The following is a 21041-nucleotide window of genomic DNA, read 5'->3' as shown; positions in this document are numbered from 1 at the left end:
TTTTGCTCCGATGGAAAAAATGACTATAATTGTTCTCCGCCTAAAGTTCACATTTATGAGTCATTTAACCAGGGAACAAAGATATACTATTGCATCGATATTGCAAAACGGCTATAATCAAAAAGAAATAGCCCTTGTTATTAAAAAAGATAAATCAGTTGTCAGTCGGGAGATCCGGCGCAATGCAGATGCCCGATCCGGCGTTTACAGAGATGATTTAGCCCATCGTAAATACCTGAAGCGTCAGGAGTATAAAGCTAAAACCAGAACCTTCACACCTGAAGTAGAGGAATATGTCAGAGATAGATTGCGTCTAAAACACAGTCCTGAACAAATTGCAGGTGTTGCCAAAAAGAACGGGGATAAATGTGTGTCACACGAGCGAATCTATCAGTTTATTTGGCAAGATAAGCGAAAAAAAGGAACGCTGTATCTTGATCTTAGAAACAGAGGACGTCGCTATAAAAAGCGAAGTGTGATTTACGATAAACGGGGTATAATCCCCAATCGCACAGACATCTCTCAAAGACCGCCTGAAGTTGAACTGCGCGAACGCTTTGGTGATTTAGAAATTGACCTGATTATAGGTAAAAATCACAAAGGCGCTATCTTAACCATCAATGACAGAGCTACCGGATTCGGAAAACTTCATAAATTAGATGGAAAAGATGCTCAGCAACTTGCAACGGCTACCATTGATTGTTTGATGGAATGGAAACCTTTCCTTAAAACAATCACATCTGACAACGGGAAAGAGTTTGCCGCTCATGAATTGGTAGCCAAACATTTAAATATCGATTTCTTCTTTGCTAAACCATATGCAAGCTGGCAAAGAGGTTCGAACGAAAATTTTAATCGCCTCGTCAGGCAATATATACCGAAAAAAGTTGATTTTGATTGTATTCCTACAGATTATATTAATTTTGTGGAATATCAACTCAATAATCGACCCAGAAAAAGATTCAAATACGAATCGCCAATGTTTATGTTTAATCAATTATTTTTCATTTTTCTATTTTTTTAATTGAACTCTTAATCTGTTCCCCTCTGACAGCCTGCCATCGTGGGCTACACTGTTTCCGTATCGATCCTCAACAGGAGGTAATGGATTTGGAATTTTGAGCTTTCGACGAACATAATATGCTCGAACTGCATCAGCGACTTTTGCGCCGCTGAAGAGTTCAACCTCTGTTCTATTTACAATGACTTTCATATGGCTAATACTCTATTTCACCCTCTCTTGTAGTTTTTATAAGTCGCCAGTTTTTGCTTTTAGCAATATCCACCGCTTCTTACGGCACCTCATTCAAATCTTCTTCGGTGTCATAACTCACTTCTGCTACAGCACCTCCGGGTTTTTCAACGTGTTGTACTGCTTTGAAAAGTTCAATCATCGATTTTGCACTGATTTCATTATCTTGACAAATAATTCTTCTTAATTGATTGAATTTCTTTGCTTTAATCGTTTTGATTTTATTACTATCAATCCAAAGTTCTTTTAGCTCTGCATTATTACTCAAATCCAATTCTGTCAACTCATTATTTGCTATTTGCAAATCGGTTAACTGAACATTCTTTGTTAAGTCTATGGATATAAGTTTATTACTAGTTGCTTGTAACTCCTTTAGGTTTGGGCATTTTGAAATATCCGAATTGGTTATTTTCTTCACATTCAAGTTAATATAGCTTACATCACCATAAATGGTGAAGGTATTGGCATCTAAGATTCCTTTAAATTCTGTTAGCTCATCGGGATAAATCAGTTCCCCTTCATCCTGAACTTTATCATTATTCAAATCAACCCAAATGGCTGCGGTATCATTGGCGCTCCGCTCAAAATAAAACGAAAATAGTGTGCCAACCTCTACTTCTGTTGTAATGGTGATTTGTGGGTTTTTAGATTTCTCAGATGAAGTGCCACCTCTTCAAGACATTACCAACACTGAAAGAATAGCCACTATTATGTAATACCTAGTTATACTCTTCTTTTTCATAAAAGTAAATTTATATTATTTATCAAATCTATTCGGACCTGGCTCACTATCTTTGATAGCCAATAGAATAAACCATATAGATCCAATAAGTGGAATCATATTTACCAGAATCCATCCTCCACCTTTGCCAATATCGTGCATACGGCGTACTCCAACTGCAATTGAAGGTATCAATAAAGCTAAAGCGAATAATCCCTGAATAATCATAAATAACATCTTAAGCAGTTTTACTCCACCCAGGATATTTATAAACATAGATAATACTACACTAACAATAATGTAAACAAGGATATACTACCAAAACTCTGTTTTATTAGCTCTGCCCGTAAATTGTGCATACTTGTTAGTTACAATCTCTTTGAAATTTTCAATAATCGAATTTGTGTTCATAATTTTTGTTTTTTAAATTAGTAAATAGTTCAATTTTAAAACTTAGTGGATGCTCCGCCGCCTCCACTTTTTCCTCCTCCCCACGAACCTCCCTTAGTAAAATTACCGCTTCGGTAAGTGGTATTATTTCCGCTGTTTGTAGATTCTGTTTGTGGTTTCACATATTTATAAGGAACCAACTCCTTATGCACAAATCCACATTTAGAACAAACGAACTCATACTCTTTCATGCCATCCTGTCCAGGTATTGCCTGTTGCTTGATTATGGGTTCTCCCTTTTTCAAGCTGACAGTGCCAGTTGATTTGCAACTCTGACAATCAATCTTTGCATTCTTGGCACCACCCTTGAAAAGTCTGAATAGGATAAATACAGGAAAAAATAATACGGCAAGCAAACATCCCAATCCACCAGCTGATTTCTGCTTGATGGCATCTAAATAGGGTGAAGATTCTTCAGAAACTTTCTTTTTCTTTCTGCTCTCATTAAAAGCTAATGCTCCTACACCTAATACCATCCAGATGATAATTGGCAAAGTCATGCTTTTTGCGTCAATGGGTTCTTTTATAAGTTCAGAAGTTCCCTTAAGAACTTTTTCTATCTCATCCACCCCCGCAATCAGTCCTTCTCCATAGGCATCTTCCTTCAGAAACGGTATCATTTTTTGAGCTTGAATCAGTTTTGATGTGCCATCACTCAATGTGTTTTCTATTCCGTAACCCGTTTCAAATACAATTTCTCTTTTTCCATCAGCTGTCAGGAGCAAGATAAGCAATCCGTTGTCTGAATTTTGAACGCCTAGCCCCCAATAGCCGAATAATTCTGTTGCAAATTCTTTTGCAGAAGTGTATTGCTCATCAATATCAGGAATTACGACAATTGCCGTCTGAACATCTAATGATTCTCTTATCTCAAATAGTTTTTCGTTCAGTGCCTCCCTGTCATTATATTCTAATACTCGCTCAGGATCAGAGACAAACTGTTCTGCGTCTCTTGTTTGCACATTTGGCACCTCCCTCACCGTGTATTGAACTTGTGCATGCGCAACTAAATTAAGCAGTAGCATAACTCCTATTGTCAAATACTTTATTTTCACACGTTTCATGTTTGCTTATTATTTAGTTATTGTTTATTGAAATTTACATTTGGCTTAGTATCACTTTCAGGAATGGCTTCGAAATAATCATATTTTCGAAAATCTAAAATAAGAGCAGCAATATTCCTTGGAAATCGTCGCCGATAGGTATTATAACTTTTTACCGATTCATTAAATCGCTTTCGTTCAAACGAAATCCTATTTTCGGTCCCTTCAATTTGTCCCTGTAGCATAATAAAGTTTTCATTAGCCTTCAGATCTGGGTAGCTTTCTACAACCATAATTAATCTTGCAAATGCATGGGTTAATTCTGATTGTTTTACATCATATTCTTGTAAACCTTCAGTGTTTAGCTTATCAATGTTTATGTTTGTTTTTGTAGCATTTGCTCTTGCCTCAATTATTTACCCAAAGGCATCTTGTTCATGGGTAGAGTAACCTTTCACTGTTTCTGCTAGGTTCAAAATCAGGTCCGAACGCCTCTGATATTGATTTTCTACTTGCGCCCAAGCCATCATAATATTTTCTTCTTTCTTAATTAGCTTGTTATTGGTGCTCCAAAAGAATGGAATAATAATTAGCATTGATAAGAAGAATAAGAACCATATGAAATATCTTTTTCCCATTTGAATAGTTTTAGCCATCGGCAGTTAGCAATAATCAATCACAAATAGAGAAGGTTGGAAGCAGAGTTATAGAAATTAAGATGATGAAAACCATGAAAATCACTATTGTTTAATATTCCTATTTCTGCTCCCTAAAACCTTTCTACACAATTATTTTAAAAGCATTATTAAAACTGATATAACAGCTATTATTGCAGCTATCAACAATATAATCTTGGTTTTATCTTTTGGATATTCACCAATAACCTGCCCTGTGCGTCCGTTGACAACAAATTGATAGAGTTTACCGTTGAATTTAAAGGCACTGATCCAGACCGGCAACAGTAGCAGTTTGAACATCAAGTCGTTGTATTGTGTGTTTTTACTGCTAACCTTTTGTTTGTTGCCTCCAATGTCAGAGCGGATAGTACTATCAATCACATTATCCATTTTCTCTTTGGCTCTATTCACTCCTTCTCTGAAATCAATTTGATAAATTTCGGTGATAAACCCCGCCATAAACTCCTGCCGATAGGCCACACAGTTCGTCATGTCCCAGTTGGTTAGCTGGTTCATAATTTTGGGTGGAAGTGTTTTTGCCGCGGGAACTACTACATCATCAAAAGATACTGATACATCTCCCCGCGCAGGATACCAATCTGTAACAGTGCGACGAACTTCTTCTCCTTTGTTGTTGCGAGAAGTTTCAGTACGGTCTTCGCCACGTTCCCCTCTATATTCAGTATAAGTCTCAGCATCATACGTCCAAAATGGTAGATATACACCTTTGAACATCTCATTGTCCACTCCTCCTTTTTTTAGCTCCGATGGCAGAAACCATTTCTTTCCCAGCCATTTTGTGAAGTTGGCACCGCTTTCTTTTTCCGTTATTTTAAACGGAAGCAGATATTCCGGTTGCCAAAAACGCTTTATGGATGCTTCGTTTAATATAAGAGGCGTAGAACAAAACACGCATTTTGCTGCCGAAATATTGGGAGCCAATGTAGTATTGGCGCCACATTGCCGGCACTTTATTTCGGTAACTTCTACTGTTTGTCCTTCACTATTTTCTTCGGCACGGTCTTTCCAATGGTTGAAATCGTTTTCCTTTATTTCGGCTGCTGTAAGATCCAATCCTGAGATGTATCCACAATAAACGCATTTCAAATCTTCATCGGCAGGTGAGTACTGCATTATGCCACCACACGCTTTGCATTTTGTCTGCAAAGCATCGGTTATAGGTTGTTTTGTTTCAGTCATGGTTTCGTTCATGATTTCTTGATTTTTGAATGCTTGATAATGCAGAGACGTAAAAATTTGCGTCCCTGCATTATATCATCTCTGTATTATTTTATCCCAAATTCCTTTGCACTTTCGGGGCGCTCCTCTTTTATTCTTTCGAAATCCAGAAAGTTCATGATAGCAAACAAATCGTCAAATTTTCGCTCTAAGTTATTGACACCATAGGCTTCAAGTTCAGGGAGTCTTGCGTCAAACTTTGCCTCAAAACCTTCTGTAACCTCGGTGCCCAATTTATCCATCGCATCCCATGAGGCGGTTAAACTGGCCATTACATAGTCTACTCGTGTTTTTTCATCTTTCTTATCAAGTACTTTACCATACTCAACCATCTGCCTCACCGAGCTTTTATGCAATGCATCGATGTCTTTTTCGAAATTTGCATCTATTTTGCTGTGTTTGTCAAGCAGTTTTCCCATTTCCTGGACTACATGCACATTGATTGCTGCTGTTTCCTCGGCAAATTGTTCTTTGGTTAATTTTTCAATTTCGCTCATGTCTTTCAATTTAGGCTGTGAATTGCTGCTGCTGCATCCGCCAAGGATTAATCCTGCAACGATGAATGTAAAGAGAATTGTTTTTTTCATTTTGATTAACTTTAAATTGTTTTTTTCATTACTCACGGTTTGTGGTATGAAACATATGGTCACTATTTGTAATTTACGGGCTGAAAACTTGAGCCCATTTTTACCATCATATTCCACTCACCTCCATTAGGGCTTTTGGTAATGTCATAGTAATTCATTAAATATTTATCAGCTCTTTTCACAATAACTGCTGCTGGTAAACTTAAATGCATCACCCGATAAGGATATTTGTCTTCCTGAAACTCTGACCATTTGCTACTTAAAAATATAGTTTTTACATATTCAGCCCCAAGCATTTCTTTCGCCATACCATTTACTTTTGCTGAGGTGGCTGCATCTATACTCACCCCCTTAGGCATTTCAACGGGTTTGGCATTACTCAAGCGTGCATCTGATTCAACATCCATACGTTGAGATTCCATGGCGCTATAGGATGCTTCAATTTGACGATTGGCAACATCAGAAGAATTATAATCTTTATGTTTTCTAAAGATATCAAGCATAACAGCATCAATTTGCCAGTACAATTTATACTTCACCACTGCATCAGTTTCTGTGTTAAACTGTTTAAACAGATCTTTTAGGTAAGTACGAACATAATCCATCGATACTACATTACGCGCTAAGGATAGCCCTGCTTCTTCCCGTCTATCCTGACGACTTTCGTAAATGCTACGTGAAGGTGCAATTAATAATTCACCCGTTTTTGCATGTACAACTCCTTTATCCGGATTGTCCATTTCGTAATATATTTTTGCCTCAAATATCTGATTTCCAAACATAAGTGCTTTTGTAAACTTATCAAATGCTTCAGAACTCATTGGATCGGCAACAAACTGAGCTGTCCAGGCATTTCTGAAAAGTTCATCCATGGTTACCAATAAATTACCATCAGGTGTTTTTATCTTTAAATAGTTCACAGGATAGTAATTTAAAGGTCCTAAGCTTGCGATATTAGCTATTAGGGAGTTAAATTCTCTTACACGAAAATCTTCAGTAGATTTATCATGAACATTGTAAAAGTCCTTATATTCATAGTAGGGTTGATAAGTAAATACTTTTGGGTCGAGCTGCTCATAAGCTGCGTGTATTTCACTTATCGATTTTGTAAAGCCGGGTTCTACAGTCTGGTCAGAAGCCTTTGGGTCGGCAGCAAGTGCTTGGGCACTCGGGGTGTATTTCTCTTTGTTGTTGGTTTCAACTCCTTTGTTGTCTTTAGAGTTTCCGTCAGAAGCCCTTGGGTCAACAGCAGGAGCTTCGACACCCGGATTATATTTCTTTTGGGAATCGTCTGCGACTCCTTTCTTGTCTGTAGAGCTTCCGCCCGAAGTAGCATTGGAAACGCCCTGGTCCATTTTCTTTTCGCCTTTGTCTAGGGCTTTGCGGGTTTCACGCGCTGCTTTTTCTTTTACTTTTTGTTCAACCTGCTGTTCGGCAGACCTTTTTATCTGACTGCCTAATTTTTTAACGTTGATTTGTGCTTGCACAGGCATACAAAATACCACGATGAGCAGCACCAGAAAAATTGATTTTGTTTTCATCTTTGTTTTTTTTATGTTAATATTAGTGGACATTCGGTAAAGTGACTTTAAACCGCTTTACGGGTTTGCTTCTCACTTCCAACTTCCAACTCCCTACTTAATCATCTGTGCCCCATATCCATCGACGGCTCCGAAAAGCTCAAATGTCTTTTCGTATGGATAACGATTGCCATACATGGAAACACGTATAGTTTCAGTGCCTTGCATATTCATTCCCAATGCCGAACGAAACTGATTTACTGATGAATTGGGATTAAAAGAAGAGGTTTGTGAGCCGGTTATTCCTATAAATCCTTTCAAATAAGGCACATCTATCTTTTTGCTGATGGCATTTACCTCTGCTTCGTTCATCTCACGATTATTTTCATATTTATGCAATTGGTTTACGTCCTCAAAATTCTTTGCTAAAACAAATGTCCATCCGCCGCCACCAGATGGTAGCACCATATCGCCATTGCGGTTTCCAAAAAACAAGTTGTTCCACGCCGAGGTTACCCGTTTGGCTTCTTTGGATTTATCAGCATCCACATAAGCGCGATCCAGACCGCCATAATTGGAACAGCCGATTATATTGTTATACACATCGGCGTCAATACCTGTCATATAGCGGAATCCATATCCCATATCTTCCATGAGTTTGGTGCGGCACCATGTAAACAGTACAGTATTATTGTGAAATGCAATGGATGATGTATTAGGTTGTGCTAATCCACCACGTACCTCACAGGCAGCCATTCGGTTTGCTACAAACACATTGTTGTAAATATCAAAATGTCCGCCTTTACAGGCCATCTGTATGGCGAAGTGATATCCGTTGAGAAACACACAGTTGCGGACGGTTAAATTTCCCTCCATCTCACCGCTGATAAGCTGAAATGCGCTTTTCATACCCTCGGGTTTCATAGTAGGCACGCTCGCTACCGATTCGCCAACAACCAGGATACGTCCTGTTTCGCATCCCTCAGGAGCAGCGGCTACCGGATTGTCATAAATCGGAGCTAAATAAGCATTGATTTGTCCGCGGTCGAAAATGATACCATCTACTAACACTACACCATTCCGTTTACCGACTACACGAATATCCATCACCCCTTGATTGCCCGAAGTCATTATCTGAGCTGGTCCTGGTTGCATTGTAGTACGAAACTTTATAGGGTCGCGTTGCGAAAAATCATTAGAATAGCCTCCTACGATAGAAACATACTTATTCACCTTCACCCATCCCTGATCCAAATAACCGAGATAATTGCCTTCGGCAAGGCAAATAAGGGCTCCTTCTGGGGCTTCATCAATGGCTTTTTGCAAGTCTTTGAGTGGCGATGATTGACTGCCGTCATTGCGGTTGCTACCATTGTTTGAGGACACGTAAATGGTTTTTGATCCTTTAGGAATTTCTTCCTGACTAACAGCCTTATTGCCTGAGGACGCTTCTCCTGAAGTGGCATTTGATATGCCTTGATCGAGTTTCTTTTCGCCTCGATCTAATGCTTCGCGGGTTTCACGTGCTGCTTTTTCTTTTACTTTTTGTTCAACCTGCTGTTCGGCAGACCTTTTTATCTGACTGCCTAATTTTTTAACGTTGATTTGTGCATCAATTGTAAAGCTGAATGCAAGTAGGAATGCTATAGCCATTATTGCTTTGTAAGTTGTTGATTTCATTTTTATTTGTTTGTTATGTTTGTTTTGTAATTTCTTTAGTGTTCTCTTCGAAATAGTCAGAGCAACACTTTGTGGTTTCTTTTTAATTTACAATGGTGGCGGCACCGCACCAAATAGTTGCGATAGTTCCTGCACCGAGTTTGCCGCAGCCCATGCCGGCATTCCGGCTGTCCACACCAAGGTGTCGCGGGTAAGCTGTTCTTGCTGAATCATTTGCTGAAGTTGCGATACAGGGAACGGACCTTGCTGCACGCCGCCCACTGCCACGTGATACGTCGTTTGTTGCGGCATTGGGGGTGGAGTAGGTGCAGCCTGTTGAGGTGGCTGTTGCCCTCCGTGAAACTGTCCTGCTTGTGGATTCATCATCTGCCCCGCCATTTGTCCTGCCATAGCCAGTCCAATACCTGCACCCATCGCATCGCCGGCAAGGTTGCCACCTCCGGCGGGATTGTTTGCCGAATCTTTCAACGAATCTGCAAACTGCATCTGGGTATAAGCGGTCATATTGCCAATCACGCCCATGCTTGTGCGTCGGTCTAATGCCTCTTCCACAGCCTCTGGCAACGAAATATTCTCTACCAAAAAACGGGTCAGCTCGATACCATATTCAGCAAAGTCATCCTTGAGACCGATGGTCAGTTCTTGCGAAAACTCATTCATATTGGCTGCCAAATCTAATGCGGCTATTTTAGATTCGCCCAAATAATCGGTAAACTTGGTTATCACAAAATTGCGAAGCTGCTCGCTTATGCCTTCAGTGGTGAACTCGCCACTTGTGCCTGCCACATTTTTTATAAATGGAATGGGATCTTCCTGTACACGGAAGTTGTATGAACCAAATGCACGCAAGCGGATGGGACCAAATTCAGGGTCGCGCATCATAATAGGGTTTGCCGTTCCCCAACGCTGATTCAAAAACTGCTTGGTGTTTACAAAATATACATCCACCTTGAAAGGCGAATTGAAGCCATACTTCCAACCACGAATGGTGGTGAGGATGGGCATGTTGGAGGTGGTTAGCTCATGGCGACCAGGCTGAAACACATCCGCAAATTGTCCTTCGTTTACCAACACCGCCACCTGCGTTTCGCGTACCGTGAGCTGTGCTCCATTTTTGATTTCAGAATTGTAACGTGGAAAACGCCAAATCATGGTATCGCTCGTGTCATCTGTCCATTCGATAATATCAATAAATTCACCGAATGCTTTTTGTTTGATTTTGTTGAAAAGTGCCATAGCTTTTTGCTTTTAATTATTGATGCGAATCAGTATTTGACATTGATTCATTTGTTTTAAACAATTAGATAAATGAATGCGATGGCTATTTTCCCCATCGTATGTATAAGAAGTCCAGATGTTGATCTGACCTTCATCGCTCTTTGAATATTTGTTTTCTCATTCAACCAGTTGAAGAAAGACTCTATGGGTTGTCTGACTTTAGAAACAGCCGTCGAAAATAAGTCTCTGTGGGCTTTCTCTCTTTGAGTAATTACGGGCTCTTCAGCCTTAATAGCTTTTACGGGAGTTAGCATATCCAGACCTATTTCCCTGTGTTTTTCTCCCCAAAAAGAGAAATCGGAGTAGATTTTATCGGCAAAGATACTTCTATTGGTCAGGCTGTCTGCTGCTTCTGTTTTAAGTACCGTCAAATCGTTCTCTGCCGCAGATGAAAGTATCAACATCTCAGGGAATGGAATAGTTCCTTTCCTTCTGAAAGCTAACGTGTGGAGTTTCAAACCAAAGTAGTACATATTTTTGGTAGAGCAGTAGCCTTTTGTTGCAATTTCTGTAGCCACTTTTCCTGTTTTATTCTTTCCTTTGCAGGTAACAATTGGCATGGAATCGATCAGTGATGTCATATTGTCGCAATCTTCTGGTTTAAACGATGTAATGAGATGCTTTACGAGTTCATTAATTGCCTCACTTAACAGGTTCAATCGATAATTGAACGTCTGATAAGAAGGTAGACAAGGAAACCAAGAAAGCAAATATTCTTTAGTGAATGTATGTATCTCTTTGATACTGAAGTAGCGTTGATAAGCTCCACAGAACAGGTATACAGTAAGCAGTTCCTGGTCGGTGAAGATAGGAGTTGCATTATTACTGAATCTCTGACAACAAAATTTCAGTGAAGACTCATAGATATCGCAGATATACATATATATTTTTATAAGCTTAAGTTCTTTCTCCTTGGGAATCATAATTAGAAAAATGAGTGGTTTTATTCTTCTAAGATACTGATTTCCAGGGAGATTAAGAAATATTTTAATGTAATAATAAACTGTATAACAACATTTTAACTAAATGAATCAGCAAGTGATTTCAACTACTGATTCGCATTATTGATTTTATTTTTCAAATTTCTTTATTGCAAATTTGAGATATATCAATAATTATTATCTGCACTTATCACGCAAATAATAGCATAAAGCACGCATTAACGTTTAAATAATTAGCACAATTAGTGCATTTGTTTGTGGTATCATATTGATTATGTGTGTTTTGTATGTGCTAATTGGCTGATATAGGTTGACCGTTTTCAAACAAAGATCATTATGTTGAAAACAGGTAAACGCGTGCGACATCATCGAAGATTTTCGGAAGATTTCAAGTTGAAAATTGTTCGTGATTATGAATCCGGTTAATATTCTGTTCCAGAAATGGAGAGAATTTACGATATTTCGACCTCACTTATTTATAGGTGGATTTATAAGTATTCTAAGTATAACAAAAAAGGTGCCCAAGTAGTAGAGATGAAAGATAGTAACGCTGAAAAGATCAGACAAATGGAAGCTCGTATAAAAGAGTTGGAACAAGCTGTAGGTCAAAAGAAATGAATATTGACTATTTATGCGAATCAGTATTTGACATTGATTCATTTGTTTTAAACAATTAGATAAATGAATGCGATGGCTATTTTCCCCATCGTATGTATAAGAAGTCCAGATGTTGATCTGACCTTCATCGCTCTTTGAATATTTGTTTTCTCATTCAACCAGTTGAAGAAAGACTCTATGGGTTGTCTGACTTTAGAAACAGCCGTCGAAAATAAGTCTCTGTGGGCTTTCTCTCTTTGAGTAATTACGGGCTCTTCAGCCTTAATAGCTTTTACGGGAGTTAGCATATCCAGACCTATTTCCCTGTGTTTTTCTCCCCAAAAAGAGAAATCGGAGTAGATTTTATCGGCAAAGATACTTCTATTGGTCAGGCTGTCTGCTGCTTCTGTTTTAAGTACCGTCAAATCGTTCTCTGCCGCAGATGAAAGTATCAACATCTCAGGGAATGGAATAGTTCCTTTCCTTCTGAAAGCTAACGTGTGGAGTTTCAAACCAAAGTAGTACATATTTTTGGTAGAGCAGTAGCCTTTTGTTGCAATTTCTGTAGCCACTTTTCCTGTTTTATTCTTTCCTTTGCAGGTAACAATTGGCATGGAATCGATCAGTGATGTCATATTGTCGCAATCTTCTGGTTTAAAGGATGTAATGAGATGCTTTACGAGTTCATTAATTGCCTCACTTAACAGGTTCAATCGATAATTGAACGTCTGATAAGAAGGTAGACAAGGAAACCAAGAAAGCAAATATTCTTTAGTGAATGTATGTATCTCTTTGATACTGAAGTAGCGTTGATAAGCTCCACAGAACAGGTATACAGTAAGCAGTTCCTGGTCGGTGAAGATAGGAGTTGCATTATTACTGAATCTCTGACAACAAAATTTCAGTGAAGACTCATAGATATCGCAGATATACATATATATTTTTATAAGCTTAAGTTCTTTCTCCTTGGGAATCATAATTAGAAAAATGAGTGGTTTTATTCTTCTAAGATACTGATTTCCAGGGAGATTAAGAAATATTTTAATGTAATAATAAACTGTATAACAACATTTTAACTAAATGAATCAGCAAGTGATTTCAACTACTGATTCGCATTATTTAGAAAAGATGATTGATTTGGCCAAAGAGCATTATGATATGGACATAAAAAAAAACTCAAACATCCAACGCTCTGGTGGTTCCAAGACAACAAAGAAAAGTTGAATTATAGTTTAAATAGTCTTTATAATATGTTGAATATAAGTAAGCAATCGGTGCATCAAAGCAGAAAGCGACAAGAGTTGTTCGACTCTGAATTAAAAGAGTTGATATCTCAGGCAGATATTATCAGGGGTGGGCATCCGGGTTGTGGAGTTGAGAAGTTGTACGAAACCTTGAAGCCCCAAACAATGGGTAGAGATAAGTTTTGTGAGATTTTCATGGATTTAGGATATCGTGTAAGAAGGATAAAAAAACTACACAAGGGCAACTATTCCTCTATGGTTTAACTATCCTCACCTTATTTGAATGGTTTGTTCAAAAGAGTTTTGCCCGGTTGTTGTTATAATCTTCTGGGTGTTGGTTTTTCTTTGTATCTCTTGCCATCCGCTGTTGATTCCTTTTGCCTTCAGTTGATATCGGATTGTGTTTACAACCCAGTAGGCTAGCAAACCCAAATGAAGGTGCGCCATCGTTGAATCATCATTCTTATGATAGATCGGACGTAAGTCGAGGTCTGTTTTCAGACAGCGAAAGGTGTTTTCTATTTCGTGTAAAAATCTTGCTTCAAACTGATTTTTCATCGATTGCTCTTTCAGCATCTTGCCTTCACTCCGAGCCTTCACAATATAATCTGTATGCTTGTCAGACAATATTCTTTGAAGACTCACTTTCTGTTTGTTTGTTTGTTTGTAGTAGTAGTAATCTGGCAAACTGGTTTTCTCGGCTGTATCCGATAATCCTTTATTTTGGTGGGACTTACGCAGACGAAGTCGAATCCGATTCCTTTTATCAGTTTGCGATTTTCTTCCGTGGCAATTCCCGCATCGAGTACCACTATGGCGCGTCTTTCGGTACTTGTTTTCATGCGTATCTTGTTTATCATGTCGGGCAGTGATTTGGAGTCGCTTTTGTTTCCCTCGAAGATGTTCGAGTATTTTAGAAAGCCCTGTGCATTGATTACTAAAGCTAATACCACTAATTTGCAATCGCTCCGTTTTTCTTTGCTCCTGCCAAATCGAGCCAGCTTTTTCTTTTTTGTTCTTTCTGCCTCGGACACCTTCTTCCTGGCCACCCACTACCGTTTCATCTACCTCTGCCATACCGGAAATTTTGAACTGACCACTACTCTTCATGCCGTTCATTACTTTCTGTTTGAATAACCAGCAAGTTTTTTGCCTTAGTCCTAATTTTCGGCTCAACTCGGTACTTGATATGCCTTTTTTGCTCGTGCTAACGTAATATGCTAAATAGAAGGCCTTTAACAAGGGAAACTTAACCTTATGAAACAAGGTGCCACTAGTAGGTGATGAAATGTAGCGACATTTAGTACATTGACGATTGAATTCCTTTTCGCCAGCGCAAAACCTGTTGTTTCCACATTTAGGGCACCTGTAGCCATCTCCCTATTTTTGTTCGGATAAGTAAGCCAGGCATGCCCTATCGTCTGGGAATCTTGTTTGGAATTCAAAAATTGTTAAGCTATCAAACTTTTTTTTCCATATCAAAATATTTAATACCGCTAAGATAAGGCTTTTAAGCGTATTGGCAATGCGCCTAATTCAATTGATTTAATAAATTATCTCTTCGAGTCCATTCCGCTTTTGCTCTATCGGAAAAGTCAAGAAGATGAACAGAGGATGGATGTAGATTTAAAATCTCTTGTTCATATTAATTGTCTGTCTCAGTTGTTATTGGGTCTGAAACCAAAGTATCAGGGCGATTAGCTTTCTGCTGCTGATTAGTGCAGGCAATGATTGTGAAAATAGGTAAGCATGTCCAGTGTTTCATTTTAGCAAGGTTTTTTTATTGGATGACGCACAACGTTTGCCAAACCGCTGTTGAACTAAACCTTCGGTAGCCCTTTCCGCAGATAGTCTTACTACCTTTGCAATGATAATATATAGATTGAGGCCGAAAGTTGAGGCTGACTGCGGAGAAGTTCTCCACCTGCCATTGCTCTTTTATTACCTCGCTCCATAAAGCGAAACATTTTCTGCAATTTTTTGGATGGAAAGCTCATCGTTGTTTGCAACAAACAGATTTTTTTCATAATCTGTGAATATTATACTGTTGTTTTTGAGCCATACAGGATTTTTATTACTACCAATATCCGTTTGTTCTAGTATCATCTGATTACTACCATCTTTGTTGGCTACACAATAAGGACCGTGTCCTAAATCGCCCATCTCAATGATTGTACCGTAAAGAATTTTTGTCTCATCCGGTGAAAGCGTAAATGAGATGAACTCTGTTTCAACCCAATAATCTTCACTCTCTTTATTTCTTAGCACATTAAAATCCAGTTTGTCAGACAAACACACTTTTACATTGTTGCGCGTATAATAGAGTTGTTGTTTTGTTGTTTTGAAGTACTGATCTGCTTTATTACGAGGAAGTTCCGTCATGAATTTTCCTAAAACCCGTCCGTCAGATTCCTTGTCCAGAGATTTTTTTTCTTTTCCGGCAATGGAGTATATGTCAAATTTCCTAAAATCGTAGTAGTCCCAAACAAAGCCGTGCTCCATAAGCAGTTCTCCTTTATGGTAAAGAAGCGGGCTTATTTCGCCATAGGTGTCGGTTATGCAATCGTCTTTTTTCAGTTTACGCCCCACCAAACGAATCATCCACAAAAGCAAGTTTCCAGCCATTGGGTGTGTTGATGAAATAAAATCCGCGGGGATTAAGATATCTATCGGGTAAATAGACTGCCATGAGTTTTGCATTTGGGTAGGCTGTTTTTACCGGTTTTGTTTCAAAGGTTTCCATATTAACAAGCAGCTCAGGAACCTTTTCTATCGCAACATAATAGACAACATTGCTGTTTGTATAAATGAGGTCTTCAGGAGACCCGCCATCGTTTATATATTCAAGTATTATTTCTCCATCATGCATCGGCTTTAGATCATAGTCGTCATATTCAGTAAAGCCAAAATTTTCAGCTCTGGTCGCCAATTTTGTGACAGTACCTGGAGCGTGGTATCGTCTTACATCCATTTTCGAATCAATGTATGTAGCCAGTGTTTTGTCATTGTTCTTGAGCAGGCTGCTAAAGTTTTTCCCCCAATAGCAATCGTTCAGGAAGCCCTCGATAAAAGCGGGAAACAGATCTTCTGGTTCTCCGGAAGAAGCATTGCCATTTTGCGCATTTGCATTATAATCAAGCACTTCCAATTTAAAAGAATTGATTATATGTTCAATAACGCCTTCCATCCTGTCATTCTCTTCTTCGGGATATTCGAAGCGAATGGTGAAATATCTATCATTAAACACAGTATAATCAGTGTGCAACATATTATCAACCTTATATTTGATAATATAGTGGTTGTCTTCGAGCTTTTTACTGAGAACTCCTGTTATGAAAGCTAAATCCTCTGCGTATGCCTTTTCAACCGAAGGAGGTTCACCATCTTTAGTGGGATCATCTTTGAACTCATAATAAACGATCAGTTGGATTTTTTGATCTTCCGAAATGAATTTTTGACCGTCTCCGCTATCCGCTTCGCCTTGCGGAATAAGGAAATCGGGATATTCAACGGTGTAGTCGTATCGATCGTTGTGGTAAGTTTTGTAGTTTACGCTGTCCGGCTGCGTATCTGTTTTCCCGGGGTTGCCGTTGCACGCTGTAAGTAGGACAAGGGAAATGATAAAATACGTTAGTTTGCTCATGGTTGTTAAATTTTAATAGTTGGAGGCTTGAATTAAGGACTTTGTGGGGCAAGGACTTTCATTTAATTTTCATAATAAAGCCGCCTGTTTCAAACTCATGACTTAAATGTACGAAAATTTGCATGGATATACTCCTTTATCCCATTTCTTCAGCAGAGGCTTCGGTGAGCCTTGTCATGGGCAATCTTTAAATATCGGCAATTGTGCATTCAAAAACGGGGGTCTGGCTTTTGTCGGCATACACCACCTGGTCATTTAAACACACTTTGCCGTGTTCAATGTGTCCTGTAAGGATTGTACCAAGGTCATCTTTGAGTGCATATGTTCCGTAAATCCGGAAAAGGAATGATTTTTTTGCTGTTGCTGTCATAATTGTTTTGGTTATGTTAATAATGATAATAAATAGATTGAGGCCGAAAGTTGAGGCTGACTGCGGAGAAGTTCTCCACCTGCCATTGCTCTTTTATTACCTCGCTCCATAAAGCGAAACATTTTCTGCAATTTTTTGGATGGAAAGCTCATCGTTGTTTGCAACAAACAGATTTTTTTCATAATCTGTGAATATTATACTGTTGTTTTTGAGCCATACAGGATTTTTATTGCTCCCGATATCCGTTTGTTCTAGTATCATCTGATTACTACCATCTTTGTTGGCTATACAATAAGGACCGTGTCCTAAATCGCCCATCTCAATGATTGTACCGTAAAGAATTTTTGTCTCATCCGGTGAAAGCGTAAATGAGATGAACTCTGTTTCAACCCAATAATCTTCATCCTCTTTCTTCCTCAGTACCTCGAAATTCAGTTTGTCTGTCAAACATACTTTTACGTTATTGCGTGTGTAGTATAGGTTCTCGTCAATGGTTTTAAAGTATTGTTCAGCTTTATTATAGGATAACTCTCCTGAAAGCTTCCTAATAAAGCTATAGTCATACTCTTTTTGGGTAATATTCTTATTGACAATGGAGTAAATCGCCATGGTTTTAAAATCATAGTAATCCCAGTTAAAATTGTGACGTATAATCAGTTTTCCATTGTTTAAAAAGAGTGGGCTTGTTTCAAGGTATGTGTCTGAGGTGCAGTCGTCCTTTTTTAGATTCCAATTCATCAGCCATTGTGGGGTAATCTCTAAATCGCTGATGTCTGCCGATTTAAGCCACAGCATACTATCGCGTTCCACGCTGTAATACATGATATTACCTTCAGGGTCGAAGGTAAAATTAAAGATGGCTTCGGGTTCTTCTGTAAATTTCACTTTTTGGTTGTCGTCAAAACTGTGAAAAAACAATTCGCCATTAATCAGATATGCCAGGGGGCACTGGGTGTAGGCAATAACGGCAGGCTCATCTATAATGTCTTCTGCCAAAGTTGTGTCCGCTATTTGATTTTCAGCGTTTTCGTTTTTTTGATTGTCACCTGTACAGGCTGCAAAAGTGACAAGCATTGCTAATAAACAGATGATTTGTTTCATAATATTGCGTTTTTTGTTTTAAGTTATCTCGATTTAAAATCCGTTACACCTTCAGCTATCTTTTCGATGCTGTTTTTATTGTTGTTTGCAACATAGAGGTCGCCCAAAAAGCTTCTGAAAACCATCTCATTATTGTTGAGCCATGTTGGTTTTGAATCCACCATTAAATTTGATTCTTTTAATGCCATCTGCTTACTACCATCTACATTGGCTATACAGTAGGGACCGTGTACCCAATCGTTTTCCAACATTTCAGCCACAAAGGCAACTTTTGACCTATCAGGTGAAAATATATAGTAACTATAATGTCGTGTATCAGATATATAAGAATCATCTCCATTTTCTTCTTCTATTGCCTTAAAATCTATTTTGTCAGTTAAACACACTTTTGCATTATTATGTACATAGTAGAGCTGCTCTTCGGCTACTTCAAAATAGTTATCAATTTCTTCACTTGGGAGCATACTACAGGTGCTTCGTATAAAATCAATATCTAAGGCTAATTGAGCTATGTTTTTTTCGTCGATATAGTAAAAACACATCTTGTCAAAATACGGGGAATCATCATGATACCTGTGCATTACAATAACTTTTCCTTCATGGTAAAAAAGAGGGCTCATCCCTGTGTGAGAGAATGCATTGTCCTTTATCAGTTGCCAGCTGATTACCCATTCAGGTGTAATTTCCGATTTACTGATGTCTGCGGATTTAAGCCATAGCATGTTTTCGCGCTCTACGCTGTAATACAATGTTTCACCTTCCTTATCGAACACGAAATTTAAGATGGGTTCGGGCTCTTCTGCAAATTTTACTTTTGTGTTTTCGTCAAAGCTGTGAAAATAGAGTTCTCCATCTATAAGATAAGCCAGGGTAGATTGCCTGTAAGCCTTGCCTAAGGCCGTGTCCGCTGCTTGCTGTTCGGCATTTCGGCTTTTATTACCATCTGTGCATGCTGCAAACAGTAAAAGGATTAAGAAAAAACAGATTGTTCGGTTCATATCCATAAAATTTCAAGTCAAACGATTATCTTACCCATTTTTCGTTTTCCCATTTCAGGATAACATCTTTGTTTGCTTCGTAAAAAACATCGTAGTCCTCAGGGTTCTCCGTCATTTCATTGACATCCATACCTATTTTTATAGAGGTTCCTTTCCGGGGCAATTCGTAGTAGAGATGATAATCCCCTTTGGCAAATTGTTGTTCAGCATACTTTCGGGTTTCGGACGACAGTTGCGAAACATCCACAAAATCAGATAACGTATAGTTTTGCTTTCCACCAAGTTGATAATTGTAGTCTTCGGTCAATTTGTCGTTTTGGTAGAAAAATATCCTTATGTCACTCCCTGTTTCCGAACCGCTATTTACAGCTACCAGCTTACGGCCATCTTTCAAATTCCAATAACACATTTCCCATCCAAACTGCATTCCGGTAAGATTGAGATATCCATTTTTTACATCGCAAATTTCAATGGGCGTGGGCGAAATGTCATACCCTTTTTCGTCGCCAATGTGGTTGAGCAACAGCTTTCGATTGGCCAGGCTGATTCCTTCTATTGGAAATGCATCATCGGGCAACAGCAGGAAGATGTCTTTAATGTTTACTTTCGATGCATCGTAGTCTTCTGTTGCATCTTTATTTTCCTGCCTCATAGAATCAGAAGTTTCGGCATTGGCGCTCTTTTGACTTTCACCTGTACAGGCAAAAAGCAATGTGAGCACAACAAGTAGATAATATTTGGTTTTCATGTTTCTCGTTTTTTAATCCCTGTTACCGTTGTCATTCAAGGTTTAAGGCAAGATTATTCTCAATCGAAATATTCAATTTCTCTTTCCGTTTTATTTTGGGGAATACCATCTTTAAATTCAGTTGACATAATCCAGTTTCCTGGTTCGTCAAATTCGTAGCTGTATGTTGTTTTGAAGGGTGCGGAGCTGCCATCTTGCAGGTAGCTATATTCAATTAAGTTGTTTTTATTATCATACATGGAGAGCGTTTTGTAATTATGGCTGCTATTCAGGGAAGAAAGTGATTGTACCTCAATCACATTACCATTGTCATCATACTTATACAGTTTTTTCTCTATGTGCGCGTCATCAGGACCTAAACGGTTCTCTTCAACCATTTTTCCCGTTTCATCATATGAATAGACTATCTTATTCCAACAGATACCCTCAGGATTGTATTGTTTCTTTTCAATCATATTGACGCTGTCGTCATATTTATAGAGTTCCTTTAAAGGAGGAAACCCATCTTCAAATAGAATTTCTTCTACTCGGTTTCCTTTGCTGTCATATGTATACGTCGTTTTCGTAGAGAGCTCTCCGTAGGAACCGTACGAATTATCTTCAATCAGGTTGTTTTTGTCATCATAGGTGTAAAGCTGTTTTGAAATAATATCACCCTCAGATGTGTACTGAATATAAGCTGTTTTGTTGCCCTCTTTATTAAATGTGCTTTCATTAATACTTCGCAATTTAAAATCTCCTTTTGTATTTGCGGCTCTGTAATAGGATTCTTTAACTGACTTAATTTTACCGTTCAAATCGTTCTTAGCCCGGTCGCTGTCATTATTCTCAGCAATACAGGCACAAGGGAATGCAAGAAGTGCAAGCAGATATATTTTTGTTTTCATGTGTTTGTTTTTGTTATTTGTTAATGATAAATCCGTCAATTTTTCTTTCCCAGGTTTGTTTTTCC

19 protein-coding genes and 2 pseudogenes are annotated in these 21041 nt (G+C 38.5%); 2 read left to right on the top strand and 19 right to left on the bottom strand.

Features of this window, described 5'->3' with window-relative positions; all coding sequences use genetic code 11:
- Positions 1 to 55: 55 nt before the first annotated feature.
- The gene (locus tag F5613_RS06610) at positions 56 to 1024 is read left to right on the top strand and encodes an IS30 family transposase (RefSeq protein WP_179399174.1); all 969 of its coding nucleotides are present in this window, start codon (positions 56 to 58) and stop codon (positions 1022 to 1024) included.
- A 268-nt stretch (positions 1025 to 1292) separates the two neighbouring features.
- Here F5613_RS06610 and F5613_RS06605 read toward each other — a convergent pair whose 3' ends face one another.
- The 11 genes and pseudogenes from F5613_RS06605 to F5613_RS06550 form a co-directional block, all read right to left on the bottom strand.
- Positions 1293 to 1796 carry a leucine-rich repeat domain-containing protein gene (locus F5613_RS06605; protein WP_179399173.1) on the bottom strand — a complete coding sequence of 168 codons (504 nt, stop codon included), beginning with the start codon at positions 1794 to 1796 and terminating at the stop codon, positions 1293 to 1295.
- A gap of 213 nt (positions 1797 to 2009) precedes the next feature.
- On the bottom strand, positions 2010 to 2273 hold the full coding sequence (locus F5613_RS06600; RefSeq protein ID WP_317171227.1) for a DUF805 domain-containing protein: 264 nt from the start codon (positions 2271 to 2273) through the stop codon (positions 2010 to 2012).
- Between the two features lie 146 nt (positions 2274 to 2419).
- Positions 2420 to 3487 (bottom strand): TPM domain-containing protein, encoded by a 1068-nt coding sequence (locus F5613_RS06595; RefSeq protein ID WP_179399171.1) that lies wholly within the window; start codon positions 3485 to 3487, stop codon positions 2420 to 2422.
- Between the two features lie 17 nt (positions 3488 to 3504).
- Positions 3505 to 3993 (bottom strand): annotated as a pseudogene (locus tag F5613_RS06590) (LemA family protein).
- Positions 3994 to 4254: 261 nt separating this feature from the next.
- A complete protein-coding gene (locus F5613_RS06585; protein WP_246303366.1) occupies positions 4255 to 5355 on the bottom strand; it encodes a hypothetical protein in 1101 nt (366 codons plus the stop codon).
- Positions 5356 to 5429: 74 nt separating this feature from the next.
- Positions 5430 to 5969 (bottom strand): hypothetical protein, encoded by a 540-nt coding sequence (locus F5613_RS06580; protein WP_179399170.1) that lies wholly within the window; start codon positions 5967 to 5969, stop codon positions 5430 to 5432.
- 62 nt (positions 5970 to 6031) lie between these two features.
- Complete coding sequence (locus tag F5613_RS06575; RefSeq protein ID WP_179399169.1) at positions 6032 to 7510, bottom strand: hypothetical protein; 1479 nt, start codon at positions 7508 to 7510, stop codon at positions 6032 to 6034.
- 93 nt (positions 7511 to 7603) lie between these two features.
- A complete protein-coding gene (locus tag F5613_RS06570) occupies positions 7604 to 9169 on the bottom strand; it encodes a DUF1565 domain-containing protein (protein WP_179399168.1) in 1566 nt (521 codons plus the stop codon).
- Between the two features lie 87 nt (positions 9170 to 9256).
- On the bottom strand, positions 9257 to 10405 hold the full coding sequence (locus F5613_RS06565) for an SPFH domain-containing protein (protein WP_179399167.1): 1149 nt from the start codon (positions 10403 to 10405) through the stop codon (positions 9257 to 9259).
- Positions 10406 to 10461: 56 nt separating this feature from the next.
- A complete protein-coding gene (locus F5613_RS06560) occupies positions 10462 to 11370 on the bottom strand; it encodes a transposase (RefSeq protein WP_246303365.1) in 909 nt (302 codons plus the stop codon).
- A 683-nt stretch (positions 11371 to 12053) separates the two neighbouring features.
- A complete protein-coding gene (locus F5613_RS06550) occupies positions 12054 to 12962 on the bottom strand; it encodes a transposase (protein WP_246303365.1) in 909 nt (302 codons plus the stop codon).
- 273 nt (positions 12963 to 13235) lie between these two features.
- Between F5613_RS06550 and F5613_RS06545 the strand changes: the two genes are divergently transcribed.
- On the top strand, positions 13236 to 13493 hold the full coding sequence (locus F5613_RS06545) for a hypothetical protein (protein ID WP_179399146.1): 258 nt from the start codon (positions 13236 to 13238) through the stop codon (positions 13491 to 13493).
- A gap of 738 nt (positions 13494 to 14231) precedes the next feature.
- Here the strand turns inward: F5613_RS06545 and F5613_RS16510 are convergent.
- The 8 genes and pseudogenes from F5613_RS16510 to F5613_RS06500 all read right to left on the bottom strand — a co-directional run.
- Positions 14232 to 14732: pseudogene (locus tag F5613_RS16510) on the bottom strand (IS1595-like element ISBaba1 family transposase); the annotation flags it as partial.
- Positions 14733 to 15170: 438 nt separating this feature from the next.
- A complete protein-coding gene (locus tag F5613_RS06530) occupies positions 15171 to 15854 on the bottom strand; it encodes a hypothetical protein (protein ID WP_179399163.1) in 684 nt (227 codons plus the stop codon).
- Complete coding sequence (locus F5613_RS06525; RefSeq protein ID WP_179399162.1) at positions 15808 to 16872, bottom strand: hypothetical protein; 1065 nt, start codon at positions 16870 to 16872, stop codon at positions 15808 to 15810. The genes F5613_RS06530 and F5613_RS06525 overlap by 47 nt, the downstream gene beginning before the upstream one ends.
- A 187-nt stretch (positions 16873 to 17059) precedes the next feature.
- Positions 17060 to 17242: a hypothetical protein gene (locus F5613_RS06520; protein WP_179399161.1), complete on the bottom strand. Its 183-nt coding sequence runs from the start codon at positions 17240 to 17242 to the stop codon at positions 17060 to 17062.
- A gap of 96 nt (positions 17243 to 17338) precedes the next feature.
- Positions 17339 to 18343: a hypothetical protein gene (locus F5613_RS06515; RefSeq protein ID WP_179399160.1), complete on the bottom strand. Its 1005-nt coding sequence runs from the start codon at positions 18341 to 18343 to the stop codon at positions 17339 to 17341.
- Positions 18344 to 18366: 23 nt separating this feature from the next.
- A complete protein-coding gene (locus F5613_RS06510; RefSeq protein WP_179399159.1) occupies positions 18367 to 19341 on the bottom strand; it encodes a hypothetical protein in 975 nt (324 codons plus the stop codon).
- 25 nt (positions 19342 to 19366) lie between these two features.
- Positions 19367 to 20089 (bottom strand): hypothetical protein, encoded by a 723-nt coding sequence (locus F5613_RS06505; RefSeq protein ID WP_179399158.1) that lies wholly within the window; start codon positions 20087 to 20089, stop codon positions 19367 to 19369.
- A gap of 59 nt (positions 20090 to 20148) precedes the next feature.
- Positions 20149 to 20976 carry a hypothetical protein gene (locus tag F5613_RS06500; RefSeq protein WP_179399157.1) on the bottom strand — a complete coding sequence of 276 codons (828 nt, stop codon included), beginning with the start codon at positions 20974 to 20976 and terminating at the stop codon, positions 20149 to 20151.
- Positions 20977 to 21041 lie beyond the last annotated feature (65 nt).

The sequence above is a fragment of the Macellibacteroides fermentans genome (assembly GCF_013409575.1).
GTDB classification, from domain to species: Bacteria; Bacteroidota; Bacteroidia; order Bacteroidales; family Tannerellaceae; genus Macellibacteroides; species Macellibacteroides fermentans.
Note: the sequence above shows the minus strand (reverse complement) of the source record. Positions and strands in the feature narration are given on the sequence as shown.